At 43.1% G+C, this 24309-nt stretch carries 15 protein-coding genes and 1 tRNA gene; 12 read left to right on the top strand and 4 right to left on the bottom strand.

What is annotated here, in order from left to right:
- Positions 1-17: 17 nt before the first annotated feature.
- The gene (locus tag OLM34_RS00230) at positions 18-1595 is read right to left on the bottom strand and encodes a sodium:solute symporter (protein ID WP_264404379.1); all 1578 of its coding nucleotides are present in this window, start codon (positions 1593-1595) and stop codon (positions 18-20) included.
- Positions 1596-1749: 154 nt separating this feature from the next.
- Between OLM34_RS00230 and OLM34_RS00225 the strand changes: the two genes are divergently transcribed.
- From OLM34_RS00225 to OLM34_RS00190, 8 genes are all read left to right on the top strand, one after another.
- Positions 1750-2616, top strand: coding sequence for an AraC family transcriptional regulator (locus tag OLM34_RS00225; protein WP_264404563.1), 867 nt, complete (start codon positions 1750-1752; stop codon positions 2614-2616).
- A 167-nt stretch (positions 2617-2783) separates the two neighbouring features.
- The gene (locus OLM34_RS00220; RefSeq protein ID WP_264404377.1) at positions 2784-3386 is read left to right on the top strand and encodes an RNA polymerase sigma factor; all 603 of its coding nucleotides are present in this window, start codon (positions 2784-2786) and stop codon (positions 3384-3386) included.
- A gap of 182 nt (positions 3387-3568) precedes the next feature.
- The gene (locus tag OLM34_RS00215; RefSeq protein ID WP_264404376.1) at positions 3569-4765 is read left to right on the top strand and encodes a FecR family protein; all 1197 of its coding nucleotides are present in this window, start codon (positions 3569-3571) and stop codon (positions 4763-4765) included.
- Positions 4766-4880: 115 nt separating this feature from the next.
- Complete coding sequence (locus tag OLM34_RS00210; RefSeq protein WP_413777169.1) at positions 4881-8294, top strand: TonB-dependent receptor; 3414 nt, start codon at positions 4881-4883, stop codon at positions 8292-8294.
- A 12-nt stretch (positions 8295-8306) separates the two neighbouring features.
- Complete coding sequence (locus OLM34_RS00205) at positions 8307-9902, top strand: RagB/SusD family nutrient uptake outer membrane protein (RefSeq protein WP_264404375.1); 1596 nt, start codon at positions 8307-8309, stop codon at positions 9900-9902.
- 139 nt (positions 9903-10041) lie between these two features.
- Positions 10042-12318 (top strand): GH92 family glycosyl hydrolase, encoded by a 2277-nt coding sequence (locus OLM34_RS00200; RefSeq protein ID WP_264404374.1) that lies wholly within the window; start codon positions 10042-10044, stop codon positions 12316-12318.
- Between the two features lie 426 nt (positions 12319-12744).
- Entirely contained in the window at positions 12745-14781 is a 2037-nt protein-coding gene (locus OLM34_RS00195; protein WP_264404373.1) for a putative porin, read from the top strand.
- Between the two features lie 22 nt (positions 14782-14803).
- Positions 14804-15622 carry a transporter substrate-binding domain-containing protein gene (locus tag OLM34_RS00190; RefSeq protein ID WP_264404372.1) on the top strand — a complete coding sequence of 273 codons (819 nt, stop codon included), beginning with the start codon at positions 14804-14806 and terminating at the stop codon, positions 15620-15622.
- Between the two features lie 119 nt (positions 15623-15741).
- On the opposite strand, the gene hemW is transcribed toward OLM34_RS00190, so the two are convergent.
- The 3 genes from hemW to OLM34_RS00175 form a co-directional block, all read right to left on the bottom strand.
- Positions 15742-16869: a radical SAM family heme chaperone HemW gene (gene hemW / locus OLM34_RS00185; protein ID WP_264404371.1), complete on the bottom strand. Its 1128-nt coding sequence runs from the start codon at positions 16867-16869 to the stop codon at positions 15742-15744.
- 2 nt (positions 16870-16871) lie between these two features.
- Complete coding sequence (locus OLM34_RS00180; RefSeq protein WP_264404369.1) at positions 16872-17657, bottom strand: glycerophosphodiester phosphodiesterase; 786 nt, start codon at positions 17655-17657, stop codon at positions 16872-16874.
- A 337-nt stretch (positions 17658-17994) separates the two neighbouring features.
- Positions 17995-18069 (bottom strand) — tRNA-Val (locus OLM34_RS00175).
- Between the two features lie 142 nt (positions 18070-18211).
- Between OLM34_RS00175 and purB the strand changes: the two genes are divergently transcribed.
- From purB to lepA, 4 genes are all read left to right on the top strand, one after another.
- Positions 18212-19555 carry an adenylosuccinate lyase gene (gene purB / locus OLM34_RS00170; RefSeq protein WP_264404367.1) on the top strand — a complete coding sequence of 448 codons (1344 nt, stop codon included), beginning with the start codon at positions 18212-18214 and terminating at the stop codon, positions 19553-19555.
- Between the two features lie 153 nt (positions 19556-19708).
- Positions 19709-20857 (top strand): pseudouridine synthase, encoded by a 1149-nt coding sequence (locus tag OLM34_RS00165; protein WP_264404366.1) that lies wholly within the window; start codon positions 19709-19711, stop codon positions 20855-20857.
- 116 nt (positions 20858-20973) lie between these two features.
- A complete protein-coding gene (asnS, locus tag OLM34_RS00160) occupies positions 20974-22371 on the top strand; it encodes an asparagine--tRNA ligase (RefSeq protein ID WP_264404365.1) in 1398 nt (465 codons plus the stop codon).
- 34 nt (positions 22372-22405) lie between these two features.
- Entirely contained in the window at positions 22406-24193 is a 1788-nt protein-coding gene (gene lepA, locus OLM34_RS00155) for a translation elongation factor 4 (protein WP_264404364.1), read from the top strand.
- The last annotated feature ends 116 nt before the right edge of the window (positions 24194-24309 follow it).

Below are 24309 nucleotides of genomic sequence, written 5' to 3'. Positions count from 1 at the left end.
TAAAACTTATTATGTGTTTATCTAAATATGAACCATATTAAAGCACAGATTATCAATAATATAATAGACCAGACTAAATAATTTTTATACCAAGCTCTATCTTTCAGTGAATAATATTCTTCAATAAAATCTTTTTTAGAGAATGTGGTATTTGTTAATTTTTCGCTACTTGGTTTCGATGAAAAAAGGCTGGTGATATATATTACTATCAAACTAAACATGAAGAGAAAGGGGACAATTAAAAGAAAATGCAGGTTGCCAAATATATGTGTTTTGAAAAACAATAAGAGCACAGCCACACCTAATCCGCCTATTAATCCGATAAATGCCCCATTGGCATTGGTGCGTTTGTTGAATACACCTAATATGAATGCTGCCACGATGGGAGGGGAAATATAGGAAAGCATTTCTTGATAATATTTTAATAATGAACCGAATTTTCCAATTTGAGGTGCCCAAACAGCTGCAATTAGTATTACTATACAAGAGGTAATCTTTCCAATTTTAACTAAATTCTTTGAATTGGATTGTTTGTTTAATTTTGAATAAAAATCCATGGTAAATAAGGTAGAGGTAGCATTCATAATTGCGCTTAATGTCGATATTAAAGCCGATAATAAAGCTGCAAGTGATATGCCTAATAAACCGACAGGCATTAAATTCAATATCATGGAAGGATAAACCATATCCGGTTTTTCTAAACCAGGGAATAAGTTTCTTGCAATTACTCCGGGAATAGCGATAATAAACAACGTACTAATGGTTAAAAATCCCGTCAAAATAACTCCTCTGCGGCCTTCATCAATCGATTTGGAACTTAAAACACGTTGTACCAATGTTTGATTATTCGCCCAAAAATAAATTCCCAATATCGGCATTCCCACAATAAGTCCCGGCCATGGTGTTGCAGGATCATCTAAAGGACGTATAAGTTTCGTTAAGACGTTATTGTTTTGAAACAGCTCTGCGAAATAATCTCCCCCTTGGATAAAACAAAAATAGGTTAATAAAACAGATCCCAATATAAGAATAATGGCTTGTATTAATTCGGCATTAATGGCTGATGACAATCCTCCAGGAATGGTATAAGAAGCGGCTATCAACGCAAATACGATAACGATCAATTGGAGATCGGCAGCAGGGAAAATGAGTTTGATAATAAGAGCAGCAGCATACAGTGCACCGGCTGCATCAAGAAAAATATTTCCAATAATGCAAATTGCCGAAAAATAATACCTCGAACGTTCGTCATAGCGTTTCTCTAAAAATTCGGGAATGGTGAATACTTTCGATTTTATATAGAGAGGCAATAAAAATATGGCAAAAAATACCATAACAACAACCCCTGTTAGATTGTAGTTAAAAACAGCCAAGCCTGTGTGGTAGGCGTCACCAGATTGACCGATGAGTGTTGTACTCGAAATGCTTGCCGCAGAAAGCGATAATCCCACAATCCACCATGGCATGGAACGTCCTGCCAGAAAATAGGATTGCGAATCGGCACTTTTGCCCTTTTTTAAAGCCCACCAAATGATTGCACCTAAATAAACAAATACGATGATTACGTCGATGATTCCAACTGAAATTGTTTCCATATAATCGCTATTCGCTTTTATTTTTGTGGAAGCAAAAGTAGGGAAAAACATGACAATATTTTTGTATTATTTTGTTTTATAGTTATATTATTTTGAACAAAATCGTGCATTTTCATTATTATTTATATATTTGCCATAGAAAAATGTTTTAATGATGAAGGAGATACAAAAAGAAATAACCCCTATTTCCGACAATGATTTATTTATCGTGTTGGATCATCCGAATGCTATGTTTGATTATCCGGTTCATTATCATTCTGATTTTGAAATCAATTTAGTATTGAATACCTATGGCAAACGAATCGTGGGAGATTCTGTGGAAGAATTTGATGGGCTTGATTTGATAATGATAGGTCCAAATGTGCCTCATGCATGGAAAGGAGAAATCATAAAAGGCAATCATGTCATCACAATTCAGTTTTCGGATCAAATTTTGAAATTTCCCATCTTGGAGAAACGGTTATTTGTCCCGATCAAACAATTGCTCTTTGATGCTCAGCGAGGCTTGGATTTTGCAGAATCTTCAAAAAAAATGGTAGGTGAAAAAATTCTTCGCCTCACCAAAATGCAAGGATTCCATACAGTGCTTGAATTTTTTTCAATACTTCATGATTTATCGGTTGCCGATAAACGTGTTTTGGTGAGTAATCAATTTGACAGTTCTTCTATTATACAAACCACGAAAAGCCGCAGAATTGCAAAAGTTTGCGATTATATCGAAAAAAATTACGATAAGGAAATTAAACTAAATGACGTAGCGGAATTAATAGGTATGTCAGAATCAGCATTCAGTCATTTTTTTAAGAAAAAGACAAATAGTACTTTTATAGATTATCTTACCAATATTCGGATTGCCCATGCTTGCCAAATGTTAACTGAAACGACTTCAAATGTTGCTGAAATTTGCTACTCGTGCGGATTTAATAACATGTCGAATTTTATACGAATATTTAAAAAGAAAAAGGGGAGGACACCCAATGAATATCGGGCATTTATTTCACAAATGCTGATAAAATATTGACCCTTACAATCGATACTTTCGGTGAATGGGTACACCTATAAACGTTCGATAAAACAGCAACTGTCTCTATTTTAGGTGTGGGGTTTTGGGAATAAAAATTTGATTATGAAGAAAAAATCATGTTAATTTGTTTTTTGTATCTCTACATGATAAAATTTCCTATACAAATGGCTTCAATTGATTTGAATTGGGAAAAATTTTTGGGAAAAGGAGACGAGGCTTCTTTCGAGGCAATCTATATCACGTATGTGGATGATTTGTTTGCGTATGGAATGGGCCTTGGTTATCAGAGGGAAACGTGCAAGGATGCCATACAGGATACGTTTATGAAACTTTATTTATGTAGAAACGATTTGCGCCAAATAGAAAATATAGCCGGATATCTTTTTAAATCGTTCAAAAACCGATTGATCGATTTGGCAAGAAAAAACCGCAATAACGATAGCATCGAGTCGATGGAGGATAGATTTACCATAGAGGTTACCGTGCTGGACAATATAATTGAAAACGAAACCCGTGCCATCTTAAAAAAGCGGGTGGGCTTGCTGTTAAATCAGTTAACCCCTAATCAACAAGAGGCAATTTATCTTAAATATGTAGTGGGGATTTCCCATAAGGAAATTGCCGTGATATTGAATATGCGTGAAGAGTCGGCACGAAAACTTCTCTACAGGGCCATGGAAAAATTGCGTCAAAAAGCAACGGAGGCTAACCTGTTCGATAAAACGGTAGTACTGACGCTTATTAACCTGTTTTGTCAACTGATGTAAAGGTAGAAGTGCTACCCGCCGAACCGTACTTCAACCGTAATGCCCCTATTTTGTCAACCGAGATAACGACGAAAGAGCAATCTTCGGCTCATGCAGTCTGCTTAAGTGTTAAATTTTGATTTTTTTGTCTCTTTTCTGTCCACGAAAGTGAAACCGATTCGTTATATAGGAAAAGGGGTACTATGGATATCAATACTAATTTTTCCCGGGATGTTGATAACTTGTTACAAAATGAGGAGTTTATCAAATGGAGACTTTTTCGAACGAAAGAGTGGGAGGATTATTGGGATAACTTCAGGAAAGAAAATCCGCATATGGAGGATGTATTGCAAGAGGCAATCTCCCGCTTCAATGCAGTAAAAATCAATTACTACCCGATTTCCGATACCGAGAAAAAAGAGATTTATAGCAGCGTTAAACATCGTATCGAACAACATAAAAGGCGCACGAGGATGTTACGTGCCGGTTCTGTTGCGGCCGTGCTCTTAATGGGGTTGTTGTCTGTCATCTTCGTCAAAGAAATGAAAGATAATGCGCGTCATGCGATACCCGATAGCACGGCAATGATTGTTGGAAAAACGCTTCCTGATGAAGAGATTTATCTGATTACAGCCGGTAAAAAAATGCCATTACGTCATAACTCCCATATCGGACTTGCCGAAGGGGGAAAGGCTACGATTACCGCCGGCACGGATACAAAAAAAGAAATAGTGCTTGCCAAAACGGAGATGAGCAGACTGGTTGTGCCCTATGGTAAACGAACCCATATTACGCTTTCGGACGGTACGGAAGTATGGCTGAACTCGGGTACCCGGCTGGATTTTCCTTCGGAATTTAAAGAAAAGCGACGTGAAATTTATGTTGACGGGGAGATTTATATCGATGTTGCACACCGTGCGCATATTCCGTTTATCGTGCATGCATCCGATATGAATATTTTGGTAGAAGGTACTGCATTCAATATTACAGCTTATAAGGAAGATAACTGCAAAACAGTGGTGTTGGTGAGGGGTAAAGTTAAAATTGAGGCTGCTGACGGTTATCAAGCCGAATTGATGCCCAACGAAAAAATCGAGATGACCGAAAATGCCGTTTCGAAAGAAAAGGTGAATGTTTCGGAATATATCGGCTGGAAGGACGGGATATTGGAATTTAATAGCGCTCCCTTGTCCGAAATTCTGAAAAAGGTGGGGCGGTATTACAATGTTCAATTTGATGAAACGTCGAAGTTAAACGATCAGACCTTTTCGGGGAAATTGTTTTTGTCCAACCATCTGGATAGTGTGATGACTTCCATTTCCATACTTTCTTCTACGGAATATGAAAGAGAAAACAACGCCATACGAATACGTAAAAAAACAGCTATGCCTATGAAGTAAAAACCCAAAAAGAAAAGTTCAATGAAAAATCGGACAATGCCGTCACATTGTCCGATCATGCGAAAATTAATTTACAAATAAAACCTAATCAGTAAACTAAATTCATTACAAAGGTATGAAAGAAATTATTAAATCTGAACGATGTGCATGCAAAAAATGCACCCGAAGTTTGAAGATCATGAAAGTGTCAGCATTATTTTTGTTTATCTGCATTTTCGGTTTAAGTGCGGAAAATAGTTATCCTCAACAGAAGGAGCTTTCGCTGGATTTGAGCAATGTAACGCTGTTAAAAGCGTTTTCAGAGATTGAAAGATTGAGCGATTATGTGTTTTTGATTACAGATGAGGCAAAAACCGAACTCGATAAAAAGACATCTATTCGTGTAAAGAATGAGAACATTGGGAATATTCTGAAAATGATGTTGAAGGGTACGGATTTGAATTACAGCTTGGTAGAAAGACAGGTGACGGTGTATAAACGTCGCACAACCAAGGTACCGGGTAATTCGATGACGACCATAGAAAGCATTGCTCAACAGAAGAAGCAAATTAGCGGAAGAGTGGTAGATGAAGCAGGCATGCCAATTACCGGAGCCAATATTGTTGAAGTTGGAACGACCAATGGAACGGTTACGGATCTCGATGGAAATTTTACGTTGAGCGTTGCCGATGATGCCCTGCTTCGTATTTCGTATATCGGTTATCTAACACAAGATGTCAACACCGCAGGTAAAACCCATGTTGATGTGGTTTTACGAGAGGATACGCAAGCGTTGGGAGAGTTGGTGGTGATTGGTTATGGCAGCATGGCGCGTAAGGATGTAACCAGCTCGATTACCACTGTGCGGGCAGAGAAGATGAACGTAGGTGCCTATTCCGATCCCGCGCAGCTGCTGCAGGGTAAGGTGCCGGGATTGGTCATTACTCAGAGTAGCGACCCTAACGCTTCACCTTCCATTACGCTGCGTGGTGCATCTACTATCCGCAGCGGAGCAGCGCAGGAACCCTACTACGTGATCGATGGTGTACCCGGCATGTCGCTTGCTCTGGTTGCTCCCGATGACATTGAAAGCATTGATGTGTTGCGTGATGCCACGGCAACTGCCATTTATGGATCGAAAGCGGCAAACGGTGTGATTATCATCAATACCAAAAAGGGTCGTTCCGGACATACCGCCATTAATTACAGCGGCTATGTTGCATCCGATGAGATACTGAAAAACTGGGATGTGATGGATGGCGACCAACTGCGTCGTTATGCCACTCAGAATAACATTACCCTTATCAACGATCTGGGTGCCAATACCGACTGGCAGAAAGAGGTGCAACGAACGGGATTAAGTCATAATCACAATGTCTCTATTAACGGCGGATCGGAACAGGTTTCATATAATTCCAGTATCAATTACATGGAACGCAAAGGTGTGATTGAGGGAACGGAGATGGATCGTCTTATCGGACGGGCGTATGTCGAGTCGAAAGCGATGAATAACCGGCTCACCCTTTCGTTCAACGTGAATACCAGTGTGACCAACCGCCGGAGTGTGCCCTTTGCCACTCAGGGACAAAGTGTACTGGATGCGATGTGCTATTACTCGCCGCTTGTTCCCGTGAAAAATGAAGACGGTACCTGGTATGAAAATATCGGTATCTCTCAAAATTATAATCCTGTGGCGCTGATCAGGGAGAATATGTATGACACAGAGAACAAACAGATACAGGGAAATGTGAAGGCTTCGCTGGATATCTTGAAGGGACTGAAGTACAACATGACGCTTGCCTATCAAAACGAACAGTTCATTTACAGCAACTATAACACGACAAAGTCGCTTGTAGCCGTCGGGATGAATGGTAAAGCCGACCGATCGACTATTAGCAACAAGAAAAAAATGATCGAGTGCTATTTTAATTATGACCGAACTTTTAACGATAGTCACAAACTGGGACTGATGGCCGGGTATTCTTGGGAGGAAAGTAACGATAACGACGGATTTAAGTTAACCACCTACGATTTCTACAATGACGATTTAACCTACTATAACCTGGCTATGGGAAACAAAGTAGATATCAACGGCCTCGGACTTGGAGATGGCAGTTATATGCTTTCTACATTGAGAATGATTTCCGTTTATGGTCGTGCCAACTATTCTTTCAACAGCAAATACATTCTTCAGGCGACTATCCGGCGTGATGGTTCTTCGGCTTTTGGTAAGAATAACCGATGGGGTACATTCCCTTCGGCATCGGTTGCCTGGCGTCTTTCGGAGGAACCCTTTATTAAAGACCTCCATGTGTTTGATGACCTGAAGTTGCGTGTGGGATACGGTATCAGCGGGAACTCGCTGGGATTTGACGTATTTACCGCGACACAGGTTTATGGTGCTACCGGATGGTTTGAATATGTGACACCGTTGGGCGAGACCGAACAGTATCATGTAATCGGACCGACCCGAAATGCGAATCCCGATCTGAAATGGGAACGTACAGGTATGTTTAACGTGGGTATGGATTTCTCTTTTTTCAACAGCCGCCTGAACGGTACCATTGAATTATACGACAAGCGTACAAAGGATCTGATTGCCGATTATCAGGTATCTACCACCCGTTATCCCTATAACTGGCTGACGGCAAATGTGGGAGAGATTAGCAATAAGGGAATCGAATTTAATCTCAATGCTATACCTGTACAAACCGGTCGTTTCAGCTGGGAGACGTCGCTCAATCTTTCCCACAACAAAAACCGGGTGGAGAGACTATCCAACGATACTTATTCCGTCGATTATTTCGACCGGGCTAACCTGGATGCTGCAGGTTTTTCAACGGCTACCGTGCAACGGGTGATGGAGGGTTATCCCATCGGACAGTTTTATACTTGGGAATGGGCAGGTTACAAAGAGGGTGTATCGCATTTTTATGTATATGGCGAGGGAAGTCTGAAAGATCTCTATGGGGATGAGTTTGCTTCGAAAGTTACTCGACAGGCCGACGGACGGTACACGGATAACCTGACGGGGGATGTGGTTACTACGGCCAAGCCGTTGTACGACGACCGTACTGCAACCGGATCGGCTCAGCCAAAACTGGCGTTGGGCTGGGATAACACGCTGAATTTCGGGAAATGGACCATGACTGCCTTTTTCCAGGGTGTTTTCGGAAACAAGATCATGAACGGAACTCGCGCCTATTTGAGTAACTATGCCAGTGTGGGTAACGGAAAGAATGTGCTGGCTTCGATGTTTGAAGATAACTTGGCCACGGACTACAACTCGCATGCACCTTCGGACCGTTATCTGGAGAGAGGCGATTACCTGCGGCTTTCTACCCTCACTTTGGGATACAACTTTGGCGTTATCAATCCATACATCAAAGGGCTGCGTCTTTATGTTACGTGTAACAACCTGTTTACCATTACAGGTTATAAGGGTATTGATCCGGAAATCAATCTCGGCGGACTGGAGCCGGGCGTCGATAACCGACAGACTTATCCGCGTACCCGCACCTTCTTGTTGGGAGTAAATGTTAATTTTTAAAATTGTATCAATATGAATATCAACTATATAAAATTTATTTTTTCGATTTTGCCGCTGATTTTTGCTGTAAGTTGTACCGACCTGGATGTGGAAATCAAGTCGCAATACACGTCATTCCCAAATTCCGAGATAGCTATCGAAGCAAAGAGTGCCGATGTACTTTTTGCAATGCGTGATCCGTTGGCTCGCGATTACCATCATGCCCAGACACTTTCCTCTGATGAGGCTGTGGGTGTTTCCCTGAGTGGCGACTATTATGACAACGGACGTTATGCGCATATGTCGCTCCATTCCTGGACACCTGATGATGCTGTTATCGGTTATTTCGAAACATTGACAAGCGGCATAACGAAGTGCAACAAAACTATTCTTGAATTGGGGGGTGAGGAATCGCCGGTAACGGCTTCGATTCGCGCTGTCAGGGCATACTATTTTTGGGTGCTGATGGACAGTTACGGTGATGTACCTTTATTGAACCGTCTTCTTGATGAAGATGAGGCGATTGATCGCTCGCCTCGTGCTGTTGTGGCCAGGTATATCGAATCGGAACTGCTGGCGGTACTCGATTACCTTCCCACCAATGTGGATGCCTCTACCTACGGTAAACCGACACGATATATGGCGGAAGCCCTCCTCGCCAAACTTTACCTGAACTGGGCTGTATATACCTGTGCCGATGTGGCTTCTTATACCCCGGCTATGACCAATGAGAAGTTGGACGATGTAGTGGCGATGTGCGACGACATTATCGAATCGGGCAAGTTTGATCTGAGTGATCCGTATTTATCCAAGTTTATTCCCGAAAACGGACCGCACATCAAGGATTTCATCTATGTTATGCCTTACGACAGGGCAACACAGCAGGGAATGACGTATGCACGTTTCTGGACACACCGCAGTGGAAACAAAGGTTTTTACGGGGTCGATCTTCCTAACAGTGTGGCAGGCAACTTTGCCTACAATCCTGAATTTGCGGATAAATTTTCGCTGACGGGTGACGATCGGAACGAACAGATTCTCAGAGGGCCGCTTTATGTGCGTGATCCGTCTACATACAAAGCTACTTCGACACCCTGGATTGTGGATGGTGTGCATGTGACGCTTACCCGGGAGATCGAACTGAAAGACCTTCCAACCCTTGATGTGGGGAATGATCTTAAAGGTCGTTCACAGGGTTATCGCTCCATTAAGTTTTATATGGATTTGAAGACAACGAAAGCACAAAATCGCAGTCAGAGCAATGATGTTCCCATCTTCCGTTATGCCGATGTGTTGCTGATGAAGGCCGAAGCAATTTTGCGGGGAGCATCTGCAACAAAAGGCGATACCCCGGCCTCGCTGATGAATCAGATCAGATCGTATGTTCATGCGCCGTCGTTTGTCGGTTCGCCGACCCTGGAAGATCTGCTGGACGAAAGGGCTCGTGAGTTTGTAGACGAGAGTTGGCGTCGCAACGATTTGATCCGGTTCGGAAAATTCGAGGATGACTGGGGTTTTAAGCATGTGGTTAATCCGGCTGCGAAAACGCAAAAATTCCGCCGTATATTTCCGATACCTACATATGTGTTGAATACCAATACGAATTGGAAACAAAACACGGGTTATTGATGTGGTATAAATTAAAGAAGGGCAGTTGAAAGGTCGATTGATATTCGCTTTCAACTGCTTTTTTATAGATGATATCTTTTTTAAACAGATATCAGTATAAACAGCATCCCTTCAAAATGGGAAAACAATATACATTTGTATGAAAAAAGTGCCTTTTAAATTGTTGTTTCTCAACCTGGTGATAATATCTTGTGTCAATTCCCAACATTTTCGACAAGAAGGGAGGATTCAATACGTCGACACACGGGTGGGAACTGCAGCTTCCGTAACAAAGCATGCCGGTCGTTTCGGCAAAGGAAGGGAAGAGTATGCGCAAACGATTCCCGCTGTACTTGAACCCAACGGCATGAATTTTTGGACGCCACAGACAAGAGATACGGAAATCAAATGTATCGCCCCCTATTATTACCGGGATTCTATTTTGCAGGGATTTCGAAACTCACATTGGATTAACGGTGGTTGTACACAGGATTACGGATCGATGACATTGATGCCTCTTTTCGGAGCACTAAAAACCGATCCCGAAAAACGAGGCAGTATTTTTTCCCATGATCAGGAAACAGCCACTCCTTCTTATTATTCCGTATTTCTTAAAAATTACGGTATTAAGGCGGAAATGACCGGAAAATCACGTTCTGCTATTTTTCGGTTTACCTACAGCGAACAAGGTGATGCTTATTTGGTCGTAAATCCCAATAGCGATGAGGGGGAAGGGTGCATTGAAATAGATACGGTTCGGCAAGAAATCAGAGGATATAATCCCGTTCATCGGATTTATCAAGGATGGGGAAAATATGCGGGATACAATGGATACTTTATCGTTTCCTACCAAAAGCCATTGGAAGAATTCGGTACTTTTATCGGCGATACCGTTTTTCCCGGAAAGACCGCATTGTCGAATAGGAAAAAAATCGGAGCTTACCTCCGTTTTCGGGTTAGAGAGAACGAGGAAGTCATCATAAAAGCTTCATCCTCGTTTACGGATATGGAAGGCGCCCGTTTAAATATGGAGGAGGAAATCCCCACATGGAATTTCGACCAAGTCAGGGATGATTTATCGCGGATATGGGAAAAACAGTTGGCATTAATTGAGGTTGAGACGGATTCCGAAGAAGATAAGTGCAAGTTTTACGGAGCGTTGTACAGAGCATCGTTTCTCCCGCGCACTTTTAACGATGTGGACGGGCGCTATCCTTCGTTTGCTGCGGGAAAACCCATTAGGATCGTTGAGAAGGGTCGGAATTATTACGACGATTTCAGCATGTGGGATACTTACCGTGCGTTGCATCCGTTGCTCAATATCATCTCGCCCCGGAAATCGGGAGACATGGTGCATTCCTTGATTTTGAAATATGAGCAGGGTGGATGGTTACCCATTTTTCCATGCTGGAACAGTTATACATCGGCGATGATTGGCGATCATGGTATTTCTGTCATTGGGGATGCCTTTGTAAAAGGAGTGAGAAATTTCGATATCGAAAAGGCGTATGAAGGGATGCGGAAAAATGCGTTTGAATCGCATTCCTCTATCGAGGATTACAAAAACGGGATGGGACGACGTGCTCTGAAATCGTATCTTCGGTATGGATACATTCCGCTTGAAGACAGTGTGCCTGATGCATTTCATACGCATGAGCAAGTATCGCGTACATTGGAATATGCATACGATGACTTTGTGTTGGCGCAGGTAGCCAATGCATTGGGCAAAAAAGAGGATTATCGTATGCTTTCATTGAGGGCGACGAATTATACGCATGTAATCGACACAATTTCGGGTTATGCACAAGGACGTTATGCCGATGGAGAATTTCTCAAAGCGAATAATGCGTTCAATTTCGTCGATTTTATTACGGAGGGAACACCTGCCCACTACACATGGTATGTTCCTCATGATGTACCCGGGTTGATTCAACAGATGGGTGGTAGAGCGAAATATCTCGCCAAGCTCGATTCCATGTTCTCTGAAGGGCTTTATTGGCATGGTAATGAACCCTGTCATCAAATACCGTTTATGTTTAATTATGCCGGTCGGGCATGGCGAACTCAAGAAGAAGTACGTCATATTATGGAGACGGAGTATCTAAATGATCCCGGTGGCCTCTCTGGAAATGACGATGCGGGGCAGATGTCGGCTTGGTACGTATTTGCTTCACTTGGCTTTTATCCTGTTTGCCCGGGCACGCCTTATTACATGATTGCGAGTCCGAGTTTTAAGAAAGCCGTGATAAAGTTGGAAAACAACAAAAAATTTATCCTTGTTGCCCATAATGCTTCTCCCGAAAATAGATATATCCGGTCTGTTAAATTGAATGGGAAAGCATATACCAATAATTATTTATCTCACAGCGACATACTAAAAGGAGGAATGATCGAATTTGATATGGGTTCAACTCCAAACATGAAGTGGGGGCAGTGAACACACGATACGGTGTCAGTGAACTGTTAGCTGACTCATTCATGGGGTTGCCCATACTTCAATAGGAGAGATGAATTTTGCGGCTGAGAAAACCGGTAAATAAAAAAGTGTCTAGTTCTGAAATAGGTTTACAAAAAAGTAAACAGGATTCAGGATTATGAAAACAAACGTAAACAAATTTCAGGACGATACAATCTTTACTTTTTCGTGGAAGGCGATAAGTGTAGGAATGTAGAGAGCCGGAAGTGTAAGAAAAACAAGAAGTGTAGGAAGTGTGGGAAGTGTAGGAAAGTTAGATGGGGAGAGGGTTTCAGGTGCGTAGGAAAGCGTAGGAAAGCGTAGGAAAGTGTAGGAAGTGTGGGAAGTGCTTCGATTTTTGTGGCGTGCGCTTGGATAAACCTCGATTTTCATGTACTTTTGCACACGATGAGAAAAAAGGGATATATAGTTTGTCTTTTGTTGCTGTGGACAGTGGCTTCTTTTCCGCAGGCACACATCATTTTGCCCGATTCATCCCAGATTACGTTCGATCGCGATTCGTTGGATTTGTTGCCCCGTAAAAACCAATCGCCACCTGAGCCAAATGTTCGTTCTGCATCGGATTCGGTGAAAGAGCAACCGCGGTTCACCTCGTGGAAAATCGACGAGCGAACGGGTGAACGCTATCCGGCACCTATGGATACCGCTCTATATAATTATCAGCACACCACTTTGCCCGATGGCTATGCTGTGGCGGTAGGGCATTTGGGAAATTTGGGACTGCCACTTTTTTCGAAAATATTTTTCGATCGTAAGGAGAAAAGTCAGTTTGTCTTTTACGATGCCTATGATCCCTATAATAAAGATCCCGAAAAGCATGTGTTTCTTAATGTGCGTGTTCCCTATTCGCGTCTTAGCTATCACACTGCCGGAAGCACCGAAAATAAGGAAGAACGGTTTGAGGGGCGTTTGACCATGAATTTCGGTAAAAAACTGAATCTTGGATTCGATATCGATTATCCGTATGCGCGTGGTTTTTATAATTCGCAATCGGCTAAACATATCGACTGGGTGTTTTATGGTAATTACTTGAGCGATCGATTTGAAGCACATGCGTATGCTTCAACGGCAAGTATTACCCATTACGAAAACGGCGGAATAACAGACGATCGTTTCATTAAGCAGCCCGATTCCATTCAACAGGATTTCAAGACCGGAGACATTCCCACGAAATTTTCGCAAACATGGAATCGACTCAAAACCGATCAGTTTTACCTCACCGGTCGTTATAATCTGGGTTACCGCAAAGAACCGGTTGAGGAAGATGAAAAAGGTGAATTTGTACCTGTGGCAAGCATTATTCTCACATCGCGATATCGGCAGCAATACCGGCGTTTTCTATCATACGATACGGCTTATGTCGATCAGGAAAAAACTATTCAGGCCATCGATACCGTTTATCGGCATCGTTTTTATTCCGGTGCGGTTGACGACAGCACCCATTATTCTTCCTTTAAAAACACGTTGGCTTTGTCCATGCGTGAAGGATTCAGGGATTGGGTGAAATTTGGCTTGACGGCTTTTGTGGAGCACGATTTGCGCAATTATTCGCTGCTCGACACCGTAGGTACGATGCGCACGACACACAAAGAGAATTCGGTTGTTGTCGGCGGTATCCTCAACAAACGTCAAGGCGAAAATCTGCGGTTTAACCTTCAGGCCGACCTGGGTGTGTTGGGATATAATTTGGGAGAGTTCAGGGCAATGGGTAACGTAGAAACCGGTTTCAATATTGCCGGAAAGCGTACGGAAATAGTGGGCGAGGCTTATATTAAGAATCTAAAACCAAAATATTTGGAAGAAAATTATCACTCGAAATATTTTTGGTGGAACACCGATTTTGGCGATATCCGTCGTGTTTATGTCGGCGGAAAATTATTCATTCCGTTTACCAATACCACCGTGAGGGTAGGAGTGGAGAATTTGCAGAATTACCTCTATTTCGATGAAAATAAAGATCCCGTTCAAGAAGGGAACAATATTCAGGTACTTTCGGTGCGAGTGGATCAGGATTTGCAATTCGGGGTTTTCAATTGGAACAATCAGGTGGTTTACCAGGCTTCGAGCAATCAGTATGCCATTCCTGTTCCCACGTTGAGTTTGTATTCCAATCTGTTTCTGAAAACGAAAATTGCCAACGAGCTTACGTTGCAGTTGGGCGTGGATGCGCATTATCATACCAAGTATTACGTTCCGGGATACGAACCGGCATTGCTCCAGTTTTACAATCAGCGCGAAATGGAAATCGGTAATTTTCCCATTGCCACCGCTTATGCCAACATGCATCTGAAGCAGACCCGCTTCTTTTTGATGTTCTACAACATTGCGCCTTACATCATGGACCCCGATTATTTTTCGTTGCCTCATTATCCGGTAAATCCTCCTCTTTTTAAAATGGGGGTTTCCATTAATCTTTATAACTGATAACCGATAACAGGTTGGTAACATGAAATCGAAGAAAACGATTTATCTCTATGTTTTTCTGCTTCTTGCGGTTGTTGCAGTGATGGTGCAGTTGCGAAAGGCAAATGTTAAAAAACAGCCGACCGTTCGCGATTATCCCCAGATTGTGAAGTCGGGCGTACTCAATGTAGCAACCGGATACAGTCCTGTCGGCTATTATATTGCGGGCGATTCTGTTGCGGGCTTTCAGTACGAATTGATTCGGGCTTTGGGAGATGACTGGGGATTGGAGGTGAATATATTTCTCGGAAACAGTCTGGATGAGAACCTGAAGGGATTGCTTTCGGGAAAATACGACCTTGTGGCTCAAAACATTCCCGTCAATACTCATCTACGGGATTCGTTTGCTTTTACCGAACCCATTACCTTGAATAAATGGGTACTTGTGCAACGCAAAGCTGCATTCAATAACGGTGCTGAACCCATACGGCAGCATTTGGATTTGGCGAAAAAAATTCTCTATGTTCCCAAGAGTTCCCCGGCAATTGTGCGTTTGGATAACCTTTCGCACGAAATTGGCGATACCATTTACGTTAAACAAGACGATACGTATGAGGCCGAACAATTGGTAATGATGGTGGCAGCCGGCGAAATCGATTATACGGTGTGCGACGAAAAGTTGGCTGTGCGCCTGGCAGAACGTTTGCCGGAAATCGATATCGATACCGATATCAGCTTCACGCAACTCGAATCGTGGGCAGTGCGAAAAGATTCGCCAATTTTGCTGGACAGCCTGAATGCGTGGCTCAACCGTTTTCGGAAAACGGAAAAGTTTCGGCAAATTTTCGACAGGTATTATTAGTACGTTCTTAGGGCATCATGATTTCCATTTCTTCTCATTTCATTTGATGTGGTGTGATTTCCTCCGTAATTTGTTAATGAGTCATATAGATCCGGATGAAATGAGCATTTTACAGTCTTTCATACCTTCATTAATTCGCTGATGATGCCGTCGGAAATAAACATCCCTTTTCGGGTAAGTTTCAGCACATTATTTTGAAAAACCAGCAGACCTTCCTCTATAAATTTTTGCGCGCCATCGAGGCAGTAGCGATACAAGGATTCTCCAAAACGGTTCTTTAATTCGAGCGTATCGATTCCGTCTCTGGTTCTCAATCGCGTGAGGATAAATTCGTTATAATGTTGGAGAAGCGACAGATGCTCGGTTTCGCAGGACATATTTCCCGTGAAAACGCCCTTGAGATAAGCGGTTAGCGAAGCTGTGTTCCATGAGCGGTTGTGGCCGTCGAACGAGTGTGCCGAAGGTCCCAGTCCCAGATACGTATCGCCTTTCCAGTACGACGAATTGTGCTGTGAAAGATATCCCGGTTTGGCAAAATTGGAGATTTCGTAATGAACGAAACCTTCCTCTTCGAGGGTATCGATGAGCTGATTGAAAAAAGTTGAACTGAGTTCTTCATCCACCGGATGGATTTTCCCTTTTTTGAGCAACCCATACAACGGGGTGTTTTCTTCATATGTCAAATGGTAAGCCGAGATATGTTGAATATCGAGAGCGCACGCTTGTTGCAGGTTGTTTTGCCATATTTCGGGGGTTTGAGCAGGCAGGCCATACATCAAATCGATGCTGATGTTGTCAAACCCCATTTGCTGACTGTTTTTCACTGCTTTCACGGCATCATGCGAGGTGTGTCTTCGCCCGAGAAATTTCAGTTCGTCGTCGTTGAAACTTTGAATGCCGATGCTGATGCGGTTAAACGGAAGCCGGCGAAGCATGCCGATATATTCGGGGGAAAGATCGTCGGGATTGGCTTCCAACGTTACCTCGGCAAGGTTGTTCATTGAAAATTCAGCAAACAGCGTATCAAAAATCTTTTCAAGATGTTTCTCTTGCAAGCGCGATGGTGTTCCTCCCCCAAAATAAATTGTCCGAACGGTTTCGTTTTCAAGCATTTGTTTACGCAAATGAGCTTCCCTGCATACCGCTTCGGTAAATTCGTCGATATAGGTTTCGTCTGTTTGCGAATAAAAATCGCAATAGATGCATCGCGATTTGCAGAACGGAATATGAAGATAAATTCCTGCCAATATTATTTTTTTTCGTTGATGATTTCACGCACCAAAAGCGGTTCGTCGGTAGTGATGTAATCGACTTTCAAATCGATCATTTTTTCGATATCCTCGGGTTTGTTCACGGTCCATACGTTCACCTTCATCCCTAAATCGTGAGCCGATGTTACCCATTCCGGATGCTTATATATCACATTGAAATGATAATCGATACCTGCTGCACCCATAGCATGAAGGGCTTCAGGAGCAAGATCGCCGCTCAGATAATATACCTTTGCTGAAGGATCGAGAGCCCTCACCCGATTTACAAAATTCATCCCGAAAGAAATGTATTCTACCCGGTCGCAAAGATTCCGTCGATGAATGGCATCGATTACTTTTTTTGCCAGTTCATCTTCCCGCTCTTTTGCTTTGTGGGTTTTAAATTCGATAATCAGTTTTACGTTTTTGCACTGTTCGAATGCATCGAGATAGGCTTCAAAGGTGGGTAACGATTCGCCATTGGCGAGGGTTACCTTTTTTAATGTGGCAAGAGGACTTTCTTCAAGGGTTATCTTTTCGTCGTTTGCTATTGCGGTTGCATCGTGATTGACAACAGGCACACCATCCGACGATAACCACAGATCGCATTCCGATCCATAAACTCCAATGGAATCGGCTTTCAGCAGGGCTGCAATGGAATTTTGTGCAGAACCGTCGGTTTTCCAATAGCCGCGATGGGCAATAATTTGAGGCTGGGCGGCAATTTCTCCAACACAGAGCGCCAGCAGCAAAAGAGAAACCGCTAACGTCAATTTTTTTCTCATGATTTGCATTTTTTTTAGTGTGAATGTTCTTTCGAAGGGCAAATTTAAGGTTTAAATTTTTATAGTCATCGATATTTCAATTAAATTATCTATAAATTATACCCGATAATATTTAATTTTTTTTATTTGCTTATCCCGGTATATATATATACTGAGCCATGGGTTCGAATATTTTATATGAAATGAATTTGCATGTAATTTGCAACACGATTTGGAAAAACTTGGCACAAATCGGCAAAAAACAAGGTAAATGAGCACTCCAACTGGCCTGAAACTGCAATAAAAAAGCCTCGACAATCCATTCAATAAATTGATTATCAAAGCTTTTAATTTGTTGTGGGCGTTGACGGATTCGAACCGCCGACCCTCTGCTTGTAAGGCAGATGCTCTGAACCAGCTGAGCTAAACGCCCGGGTACTTTGTTTTCAGAAAAGCGATGCAAAGATATATCCTTTTTTGTTTTATTGCAAAATATATTCGATATTTTTTTCGATATATTTTTTAGAAACTAGATTTATACCTATTTTTGTATCGTGAAACGTTGGATGGATTAAATGGAAAAACATGAACTCGCGGCCGTATCCCCAATTGACGGTCGATATAGGGAAAAAACCAAAGAATTGGCTTCATTTTTTTCGGAAGGGGCTTTAATAAAATATCGTACACGGGTTGAAATCGAATATTTTATTGCGCTTTGCGAAACAGGTATTTCACCTTTAAACGAAATATCTGCCGAAAAAATGGCCGCTTTACGGGAAATCGTTTCCGATTTTTCGGAAGGAGATGCTCTGCGTATTAAAGAGATCGAGAAAACAACCAATCACGATGTAAAGGCTGTCGAGTATTTTCTGAAAGAAAAATTCGACACCCTGGGTTTGTCGTCCTACAAAGAGTTCATCCATTTTGGTCTCACTTCGCAGGATATCAACAATACCGCTTTTCCGTTGATGTGGAAAGATGCCTTGCACACCGTTTACATTCCTGCGTTGGAACAGCTGATTGCATTGCTCGAGGACTATGCTGAAAAATGGAAAGATATTCCCATGTTGGCCAGAACACACGGACAACCGGCATCGCCAACACGATTGGGAAAAGAAATCAACGTTTTTTCCTACCGTTTGCGGATTCAGACCGATGTCCTGAAAACGATTCCCGTGACGGGGAAGTTTGGCGGGGCAACCGGCAATTTCAATGCCCATCATGTGGCATATCCTCATATCGATTGGAAAAAATTTGCCGACAACTTCCTTTCGCAAAAGCTCGGAATCGAGCGTGAGCAATATACCACGCAAATATCCAATTACGATCAGCTGGCTGCCGGTTTCGATGCCGTTCGGCGCATTCATACCATCATGATCGATCTCGATCGCGACATGTGGCAATACATTTCGATGGAATATTTCAAGCAGCGCATCAAGGAGGGAGAAGTGGGTTCGTCGGCCATGCCGCATAAGGTTAATCCTATCGATTTCGAAAATGCCGAAGGCAATCTGGGTGTGGCCAATGCTTTGCTCGAGCATTTGGCGGCCAAATTGCCTGTTTCGCGTTTGCAGCGCGATTTAACGGATTCCACCGTCATCCGGAATATCGGTGTTCCGCTGGCTCACGGATTAATTGCCATAAAAAGTACAACAAAAGGGCTCAATAAATTGTTATTAAACAAAGAAGCCATCGATAGAGATTTGGATAATAACTGGGCGGTGGTGGCCGAAGGGATTCAAACTATTCTTCGAAGAGAAGGCTACCCGAAACCCTATGAGGCGTTGAAAGGATTGACCCGCACCAATGTGCATATCACAAAAGAAGATATGGCTAACTTTATTGATTCACTTCAGGTATCGGATGAGATTAAAAAGGAATTAAAAGCCATTACTCCACGAAATTACACAGGAATATAAAAATGAAACAACTAAAATTATTTTTTATGCAGACATCAAAATGAAATGAATTTACAGTTTGTGTGAAAACAAACTGAGTACTTGTTTTTTAGTAAAAACAATAACACCGTGAGGTTTTAATAAGTATAAAAATTAAATCAGTATTTAAAGAAAATGACAATCAACAACGAAGAATCACAGCCTAAACAAAATTTTAGGAGCAAAGGCGATGGGAAGCACGTTTCTTTCAATAAGTCATACACTAACGATAAAAATATGCAATCGGAAAATAGGGATGCCAATGAAACAGAACGTAATTCTCGTCAACCTTACAACGAATCCGGGCAAAAAATGGAAGAGGGTGCTCCTTCAGGCGAAAATGTTAAGAAACGCCGCCCGCGGATAGGGGAAAGGGTGGCTCAACCGCCGTATAATCGAACGAACAATGGCGGAGGTCAGCAAACACAATATGGTGAAAGAGGGTATTCGCGTACGAATGCTTCTTTTAACAACTCCGCTAATCCGAATCAGAGAAAATTTATAAAGCCCAAGAAAAAGAAAAAACCGTTTAAGCAGATCAAGTACAAGGAAAATGTCGATCCGAATGCACCTATTCGTTTAAACAAATACCTGGCAAATGCCGGTGTGTGCTCACGCCGCGAAGCCGATGAGTTTATTCAGGCCGGGGTGGTGAAGGTAAACGGACAGGTGATTACCGAACTGGGAACCAAAATTACCCGTGCCGACGAGGTTACTTTCCACGATCAACCCGTAAAGCTCGAGAGTAAGGTTTACGTGTTGCTCAATAAGCCGAAAGGCTTTGTTACTACCACCGACGATCCCGAAAACCGCAAGACGGTGATGGAATTGGTGAAAAGTGCCTGCTCCGAACGTATCTATCCTGTGGGAAGGCTTGACCGTTCGACTACAGGTGTTTTGCTGCTTACGAATGATGGCGATTTGGCGTCGAAATTAACACATCCGAAATACGAAAAGCGGAAGATTTATCAGGTTTGGCTCGATAAACCTGTGGCTGCAGAACACATGCAAATGATTGCCGACGGCATCGAGTTGGAAGATGGAGAAATTCATGCCGATGCCATCAGTTATGTTAGCGAAGAAGATCTTTCGCAGGTAGGAATCGAAATTCACTCGGGCAAAAATCGTGTTGTACGCCGTATTTTCGAGAAATTGGGATATAAGGTGCTCAAACTCGACCGGGTTTATTTTGCCGGCTTGACCAAGAAAAATCTTCCCCGCGGGAAATGGCGTTATCTCTCAGAGCAAGAGGTAAATATGCTTCGCATGGGAAATTTCGATTAACAGTTTCCCAAGAAGCAAAAAAGAAAACGATCACTCATTTTTTAATTCAACAAGTAAAATAATAAATCCCCCCGTCCGTCACAATAAAGTGACGGCGGGCGATTTAGTGTAAAATTATGAAGCAAATTAAAAGAACGAAAATAGCAGATGCATTAAAGTCGACCGATTTTGGGTCAGAAATCAACATAAAGGGTTGGGTACGTACCCGAAGAGGAAACAAAAACGTGAGTTTTGTTGCACTGAACGACGGTTCGACCATTAACAACCTGCAAATCGTAATCGAAAATGCCAAATTCGGCGACGAATTCTTAAAACCCATCACCACCGGAGCATGTATCAATGTAAACGGTGTATTGGTTCAATCGCAAGGAAGAGAACAATCGGTTGAAGTTCAGGCTGTCGAAATCGAAATCTACGGCACGGCCGATCCGGCAACATATCCGTTGCAGAAAAAAGGGCACTCCTTGGAGTTCCTTCGCGAAATTGCTCATCTTCGTCCGCGCACCAATACTTTCGGGGCTGTTTTCAGAATACGGCATCACATGTCGTATGCCATTCATAACTATTTTCACGAGAGGGGATTTTATTATTTTCATACCCCCATTATCACCGCTTCCGATGCCGAAGGAGCCGGTGCCATGTTTGAGGTCACCACGCTCGATTTAACCAATGTGCCAAAGAAAGAAGACGGTACGGTGGACTATTCGCAGGATTTTTTCGGACGTCAGACCAACCTCACCGTTTCAGGTCAGCTCGAAGGTGAGTTGGGGGCGATGTCGCTGGGAGCCATTTACACGTTCGGGCCTACGTTTCGTGCCGAAAATTCCAATACCCCACGCCATTTGGCCGAATTTTGGATGATTGAGCCCGAAGTAGCTTTCAACGATATTACGGATAACATGGATCTTGCCGAGGATTTCCTGAAATACCTCATTCGTTACGCACTTGAAAACTGCAAAGAGGATATCGATTTTCTTGCAAAAATGTACGACAACGAACTGTTGGATCGGTTGCAATTTGTGTTGAACAACAAGTTTGTCCGGCTCACCTATACCGAAGGAATCGATATTTTGGAAAAATCGGGTCATAAATTCGAATATCCCGTACATTGGGGAACCGATCTGCAAGCCGAGCACGAACGTTACCTCGTGGAAAAACATTTTAAATGCCCCGTTATTCTGACCGATTATCCGAAGGAGATCAAATCGTTTTATATGAAGCAAAACGATGACGGAAAAACCGTACGTGCAATGGACGTACTGTTTCCGAAAATCGGAGAAATCATCGGTGGATCGGAGCGCGAGGCCGATTACGATAAGCTGATGAAACGGGTACAGGAGCTGGGTATGAGCACTGAGCCCATTTGGTGGTATCTCGAAAGTCGGAAATTTGGCACGGCCCCGCATTCGGGGTTCGGGTTGGGTTTCGAGCGACTGATGCTGTTTGTTACCGGCATGACGAACATTCGCGACGTGATTCCTTTCCCGAGGACACCCAACAATGCCGATTTTTAATATAAACTTTTAATTTTTGGAGAACATTTATTGAATGAATAACATACGTAATTTTTGCATCATTGCTCATATCGATCACGGCAAAAGCACACTTGCCGATCGGTTGCTGGAGTATACCCACACCATCGACAGTAAGGATATGCAAGACCAGGTGCTCGACAGCATGGATTTGGAACGCGAACGCGGAATCACCATAAAAAGCCATGCCATTCAGATGAATTATGAGTATCAAGGTGAAAATTACACCCTTAATTTGATCGACACTCCGGGACACGTGGATTTTTCCTACGAGGTTTCCCGCTCCATAGCCGCCTGCGAGGGCGCACTACTGGTTGTGGATGCCACACAAGGCATTCAGGCACAAACCATTTCAAATGTATATATGGCTATCGAACACGATTTGGCCATTATTCCTGTCATCAACAAAATCGACATGGAAAGTGCCATGCCCGATGAAGTGGAAGATCAGATCGTTGATCTTTTGGGATGCCGACGCGACGAAATTCTTCGCGCCAGCGGTAAGACGGGAGAAGGTGTCGCAGAGATCTTAAAAGCTATTATCGAAAAAATTCCCGCACCCGGGGGTGATCCCGATGCCCCATTACAAGCCTTGATTTTCGATTCGGTATTCAATCCTTTTCGCGGGATTATTGCCTATTACAAGGTGGTGAACGGCAGCATCGGTAAAAACGATCATGTGAAGTTTGTGGCCACAGGACGAGAATACGATGCCGATGAAGTAGGCGTGCTCAAACTGGGGATGATGCCCAAAGACCGTATCTACTGTGGTGATGTGGGATACATCATTTCCGGAATTAAAACCTCCAAAGAGGTAAAAGTCGGCGACACCATTACGCATGTCGAACGTCCGTGCGATAAACCCATTTCCGGTTTCCGCGAAGTGAAGCCGATGGTGTTTGCCGGTGTATATCCCATCGAAAGCGATGATTTCGAGAACCTGCGTGCGTCGCTCGAAAAACTGCAGTTGAACGATGCTTCGCTCACCTTTCAACCCGAATCGTCGGTGGCACTGGGTTTTGGCTTTCGTTGCGGCTTTTTGGGATTGTTGCACATGGAGATCGTGCAGGAACGCCTCGAGCGCGAGTTCAACATGGAAGTCATCACCACCGTTCCCAACGTTTCGTATCATGTGTTCGACAAAAAAGGGAACATGAAAGAGGTGCACAACCCTTCGGGATTGCCCGATCCGGCATTGATCGAACACATCGAAGAGCCGTTTATCCGGGCATCCATCATTACCAATACGGCCTATATCGGCCCCATCATGACGCTTTGTCTGGGCAAACGCGGCGTGCTCATCAAGCAGGAATATGTTTCCGGCGACAGGGTAGAGCTCATTTTCGATTTGCCGTTGGGCGAAATCGTCATCGATTTTTACGACAAACTCAAAAGTGTTTCCAAAGGCTACGCTTCGTTCGATTACCATATGCTCGATTTTCGTCCTTCCAAGTTGGTAAAGCTCGATATTCTGCTCAACGGCGAGCCGGTGGATGCGCTGTCCACTCTTACGCATTTCGACAATGCGCAGTCGTTGGGACGCCGCATGTGCGAAAAGCTCAAAGAACTGATTCCACGTCAGCAATTCGATATTGCCATTCAGGCCGCTATCGGATCGAAGGTCATTGCCCGCGAAACGGTGAAAGCTGTGCGCAAAGACGTTACCGCCAAGTGTTACGGAGGCGACATCTCGCGTAAACGCAAGCTGCTGGAGAAACAAAAAGAAGGGAAGAAACGGATGAAGCAGATCGGCAATGTAGAAGTACCTCAAAAAGCTTTTCTTGCCGTACTTAAGCTCGATTAGGCGTTGCTCAATTCTGGAGCGGCTTTTGGAGAATGTGAAGCCTCCATTTGCCTTTGCAATAGCTATCGGAATCTTTGTAATTATCTTAAATATATTTAAATTATAAAATTCCTTAG

This window comes from Anaerorudis cellulosivorans (genome assembly GCF_025943985.1).
Lineage (GTDB): Bacteria > Bacteroidota > Bacteroidia > Bacteroidales > Dysgonomonadaceae > Anaerorudis > Anaerorudis cellulosivorans.
Note: the sequence above shows the minus strand (reverse complement) of the source record. Positions and strands in the feature narration are given on the sequence as shown.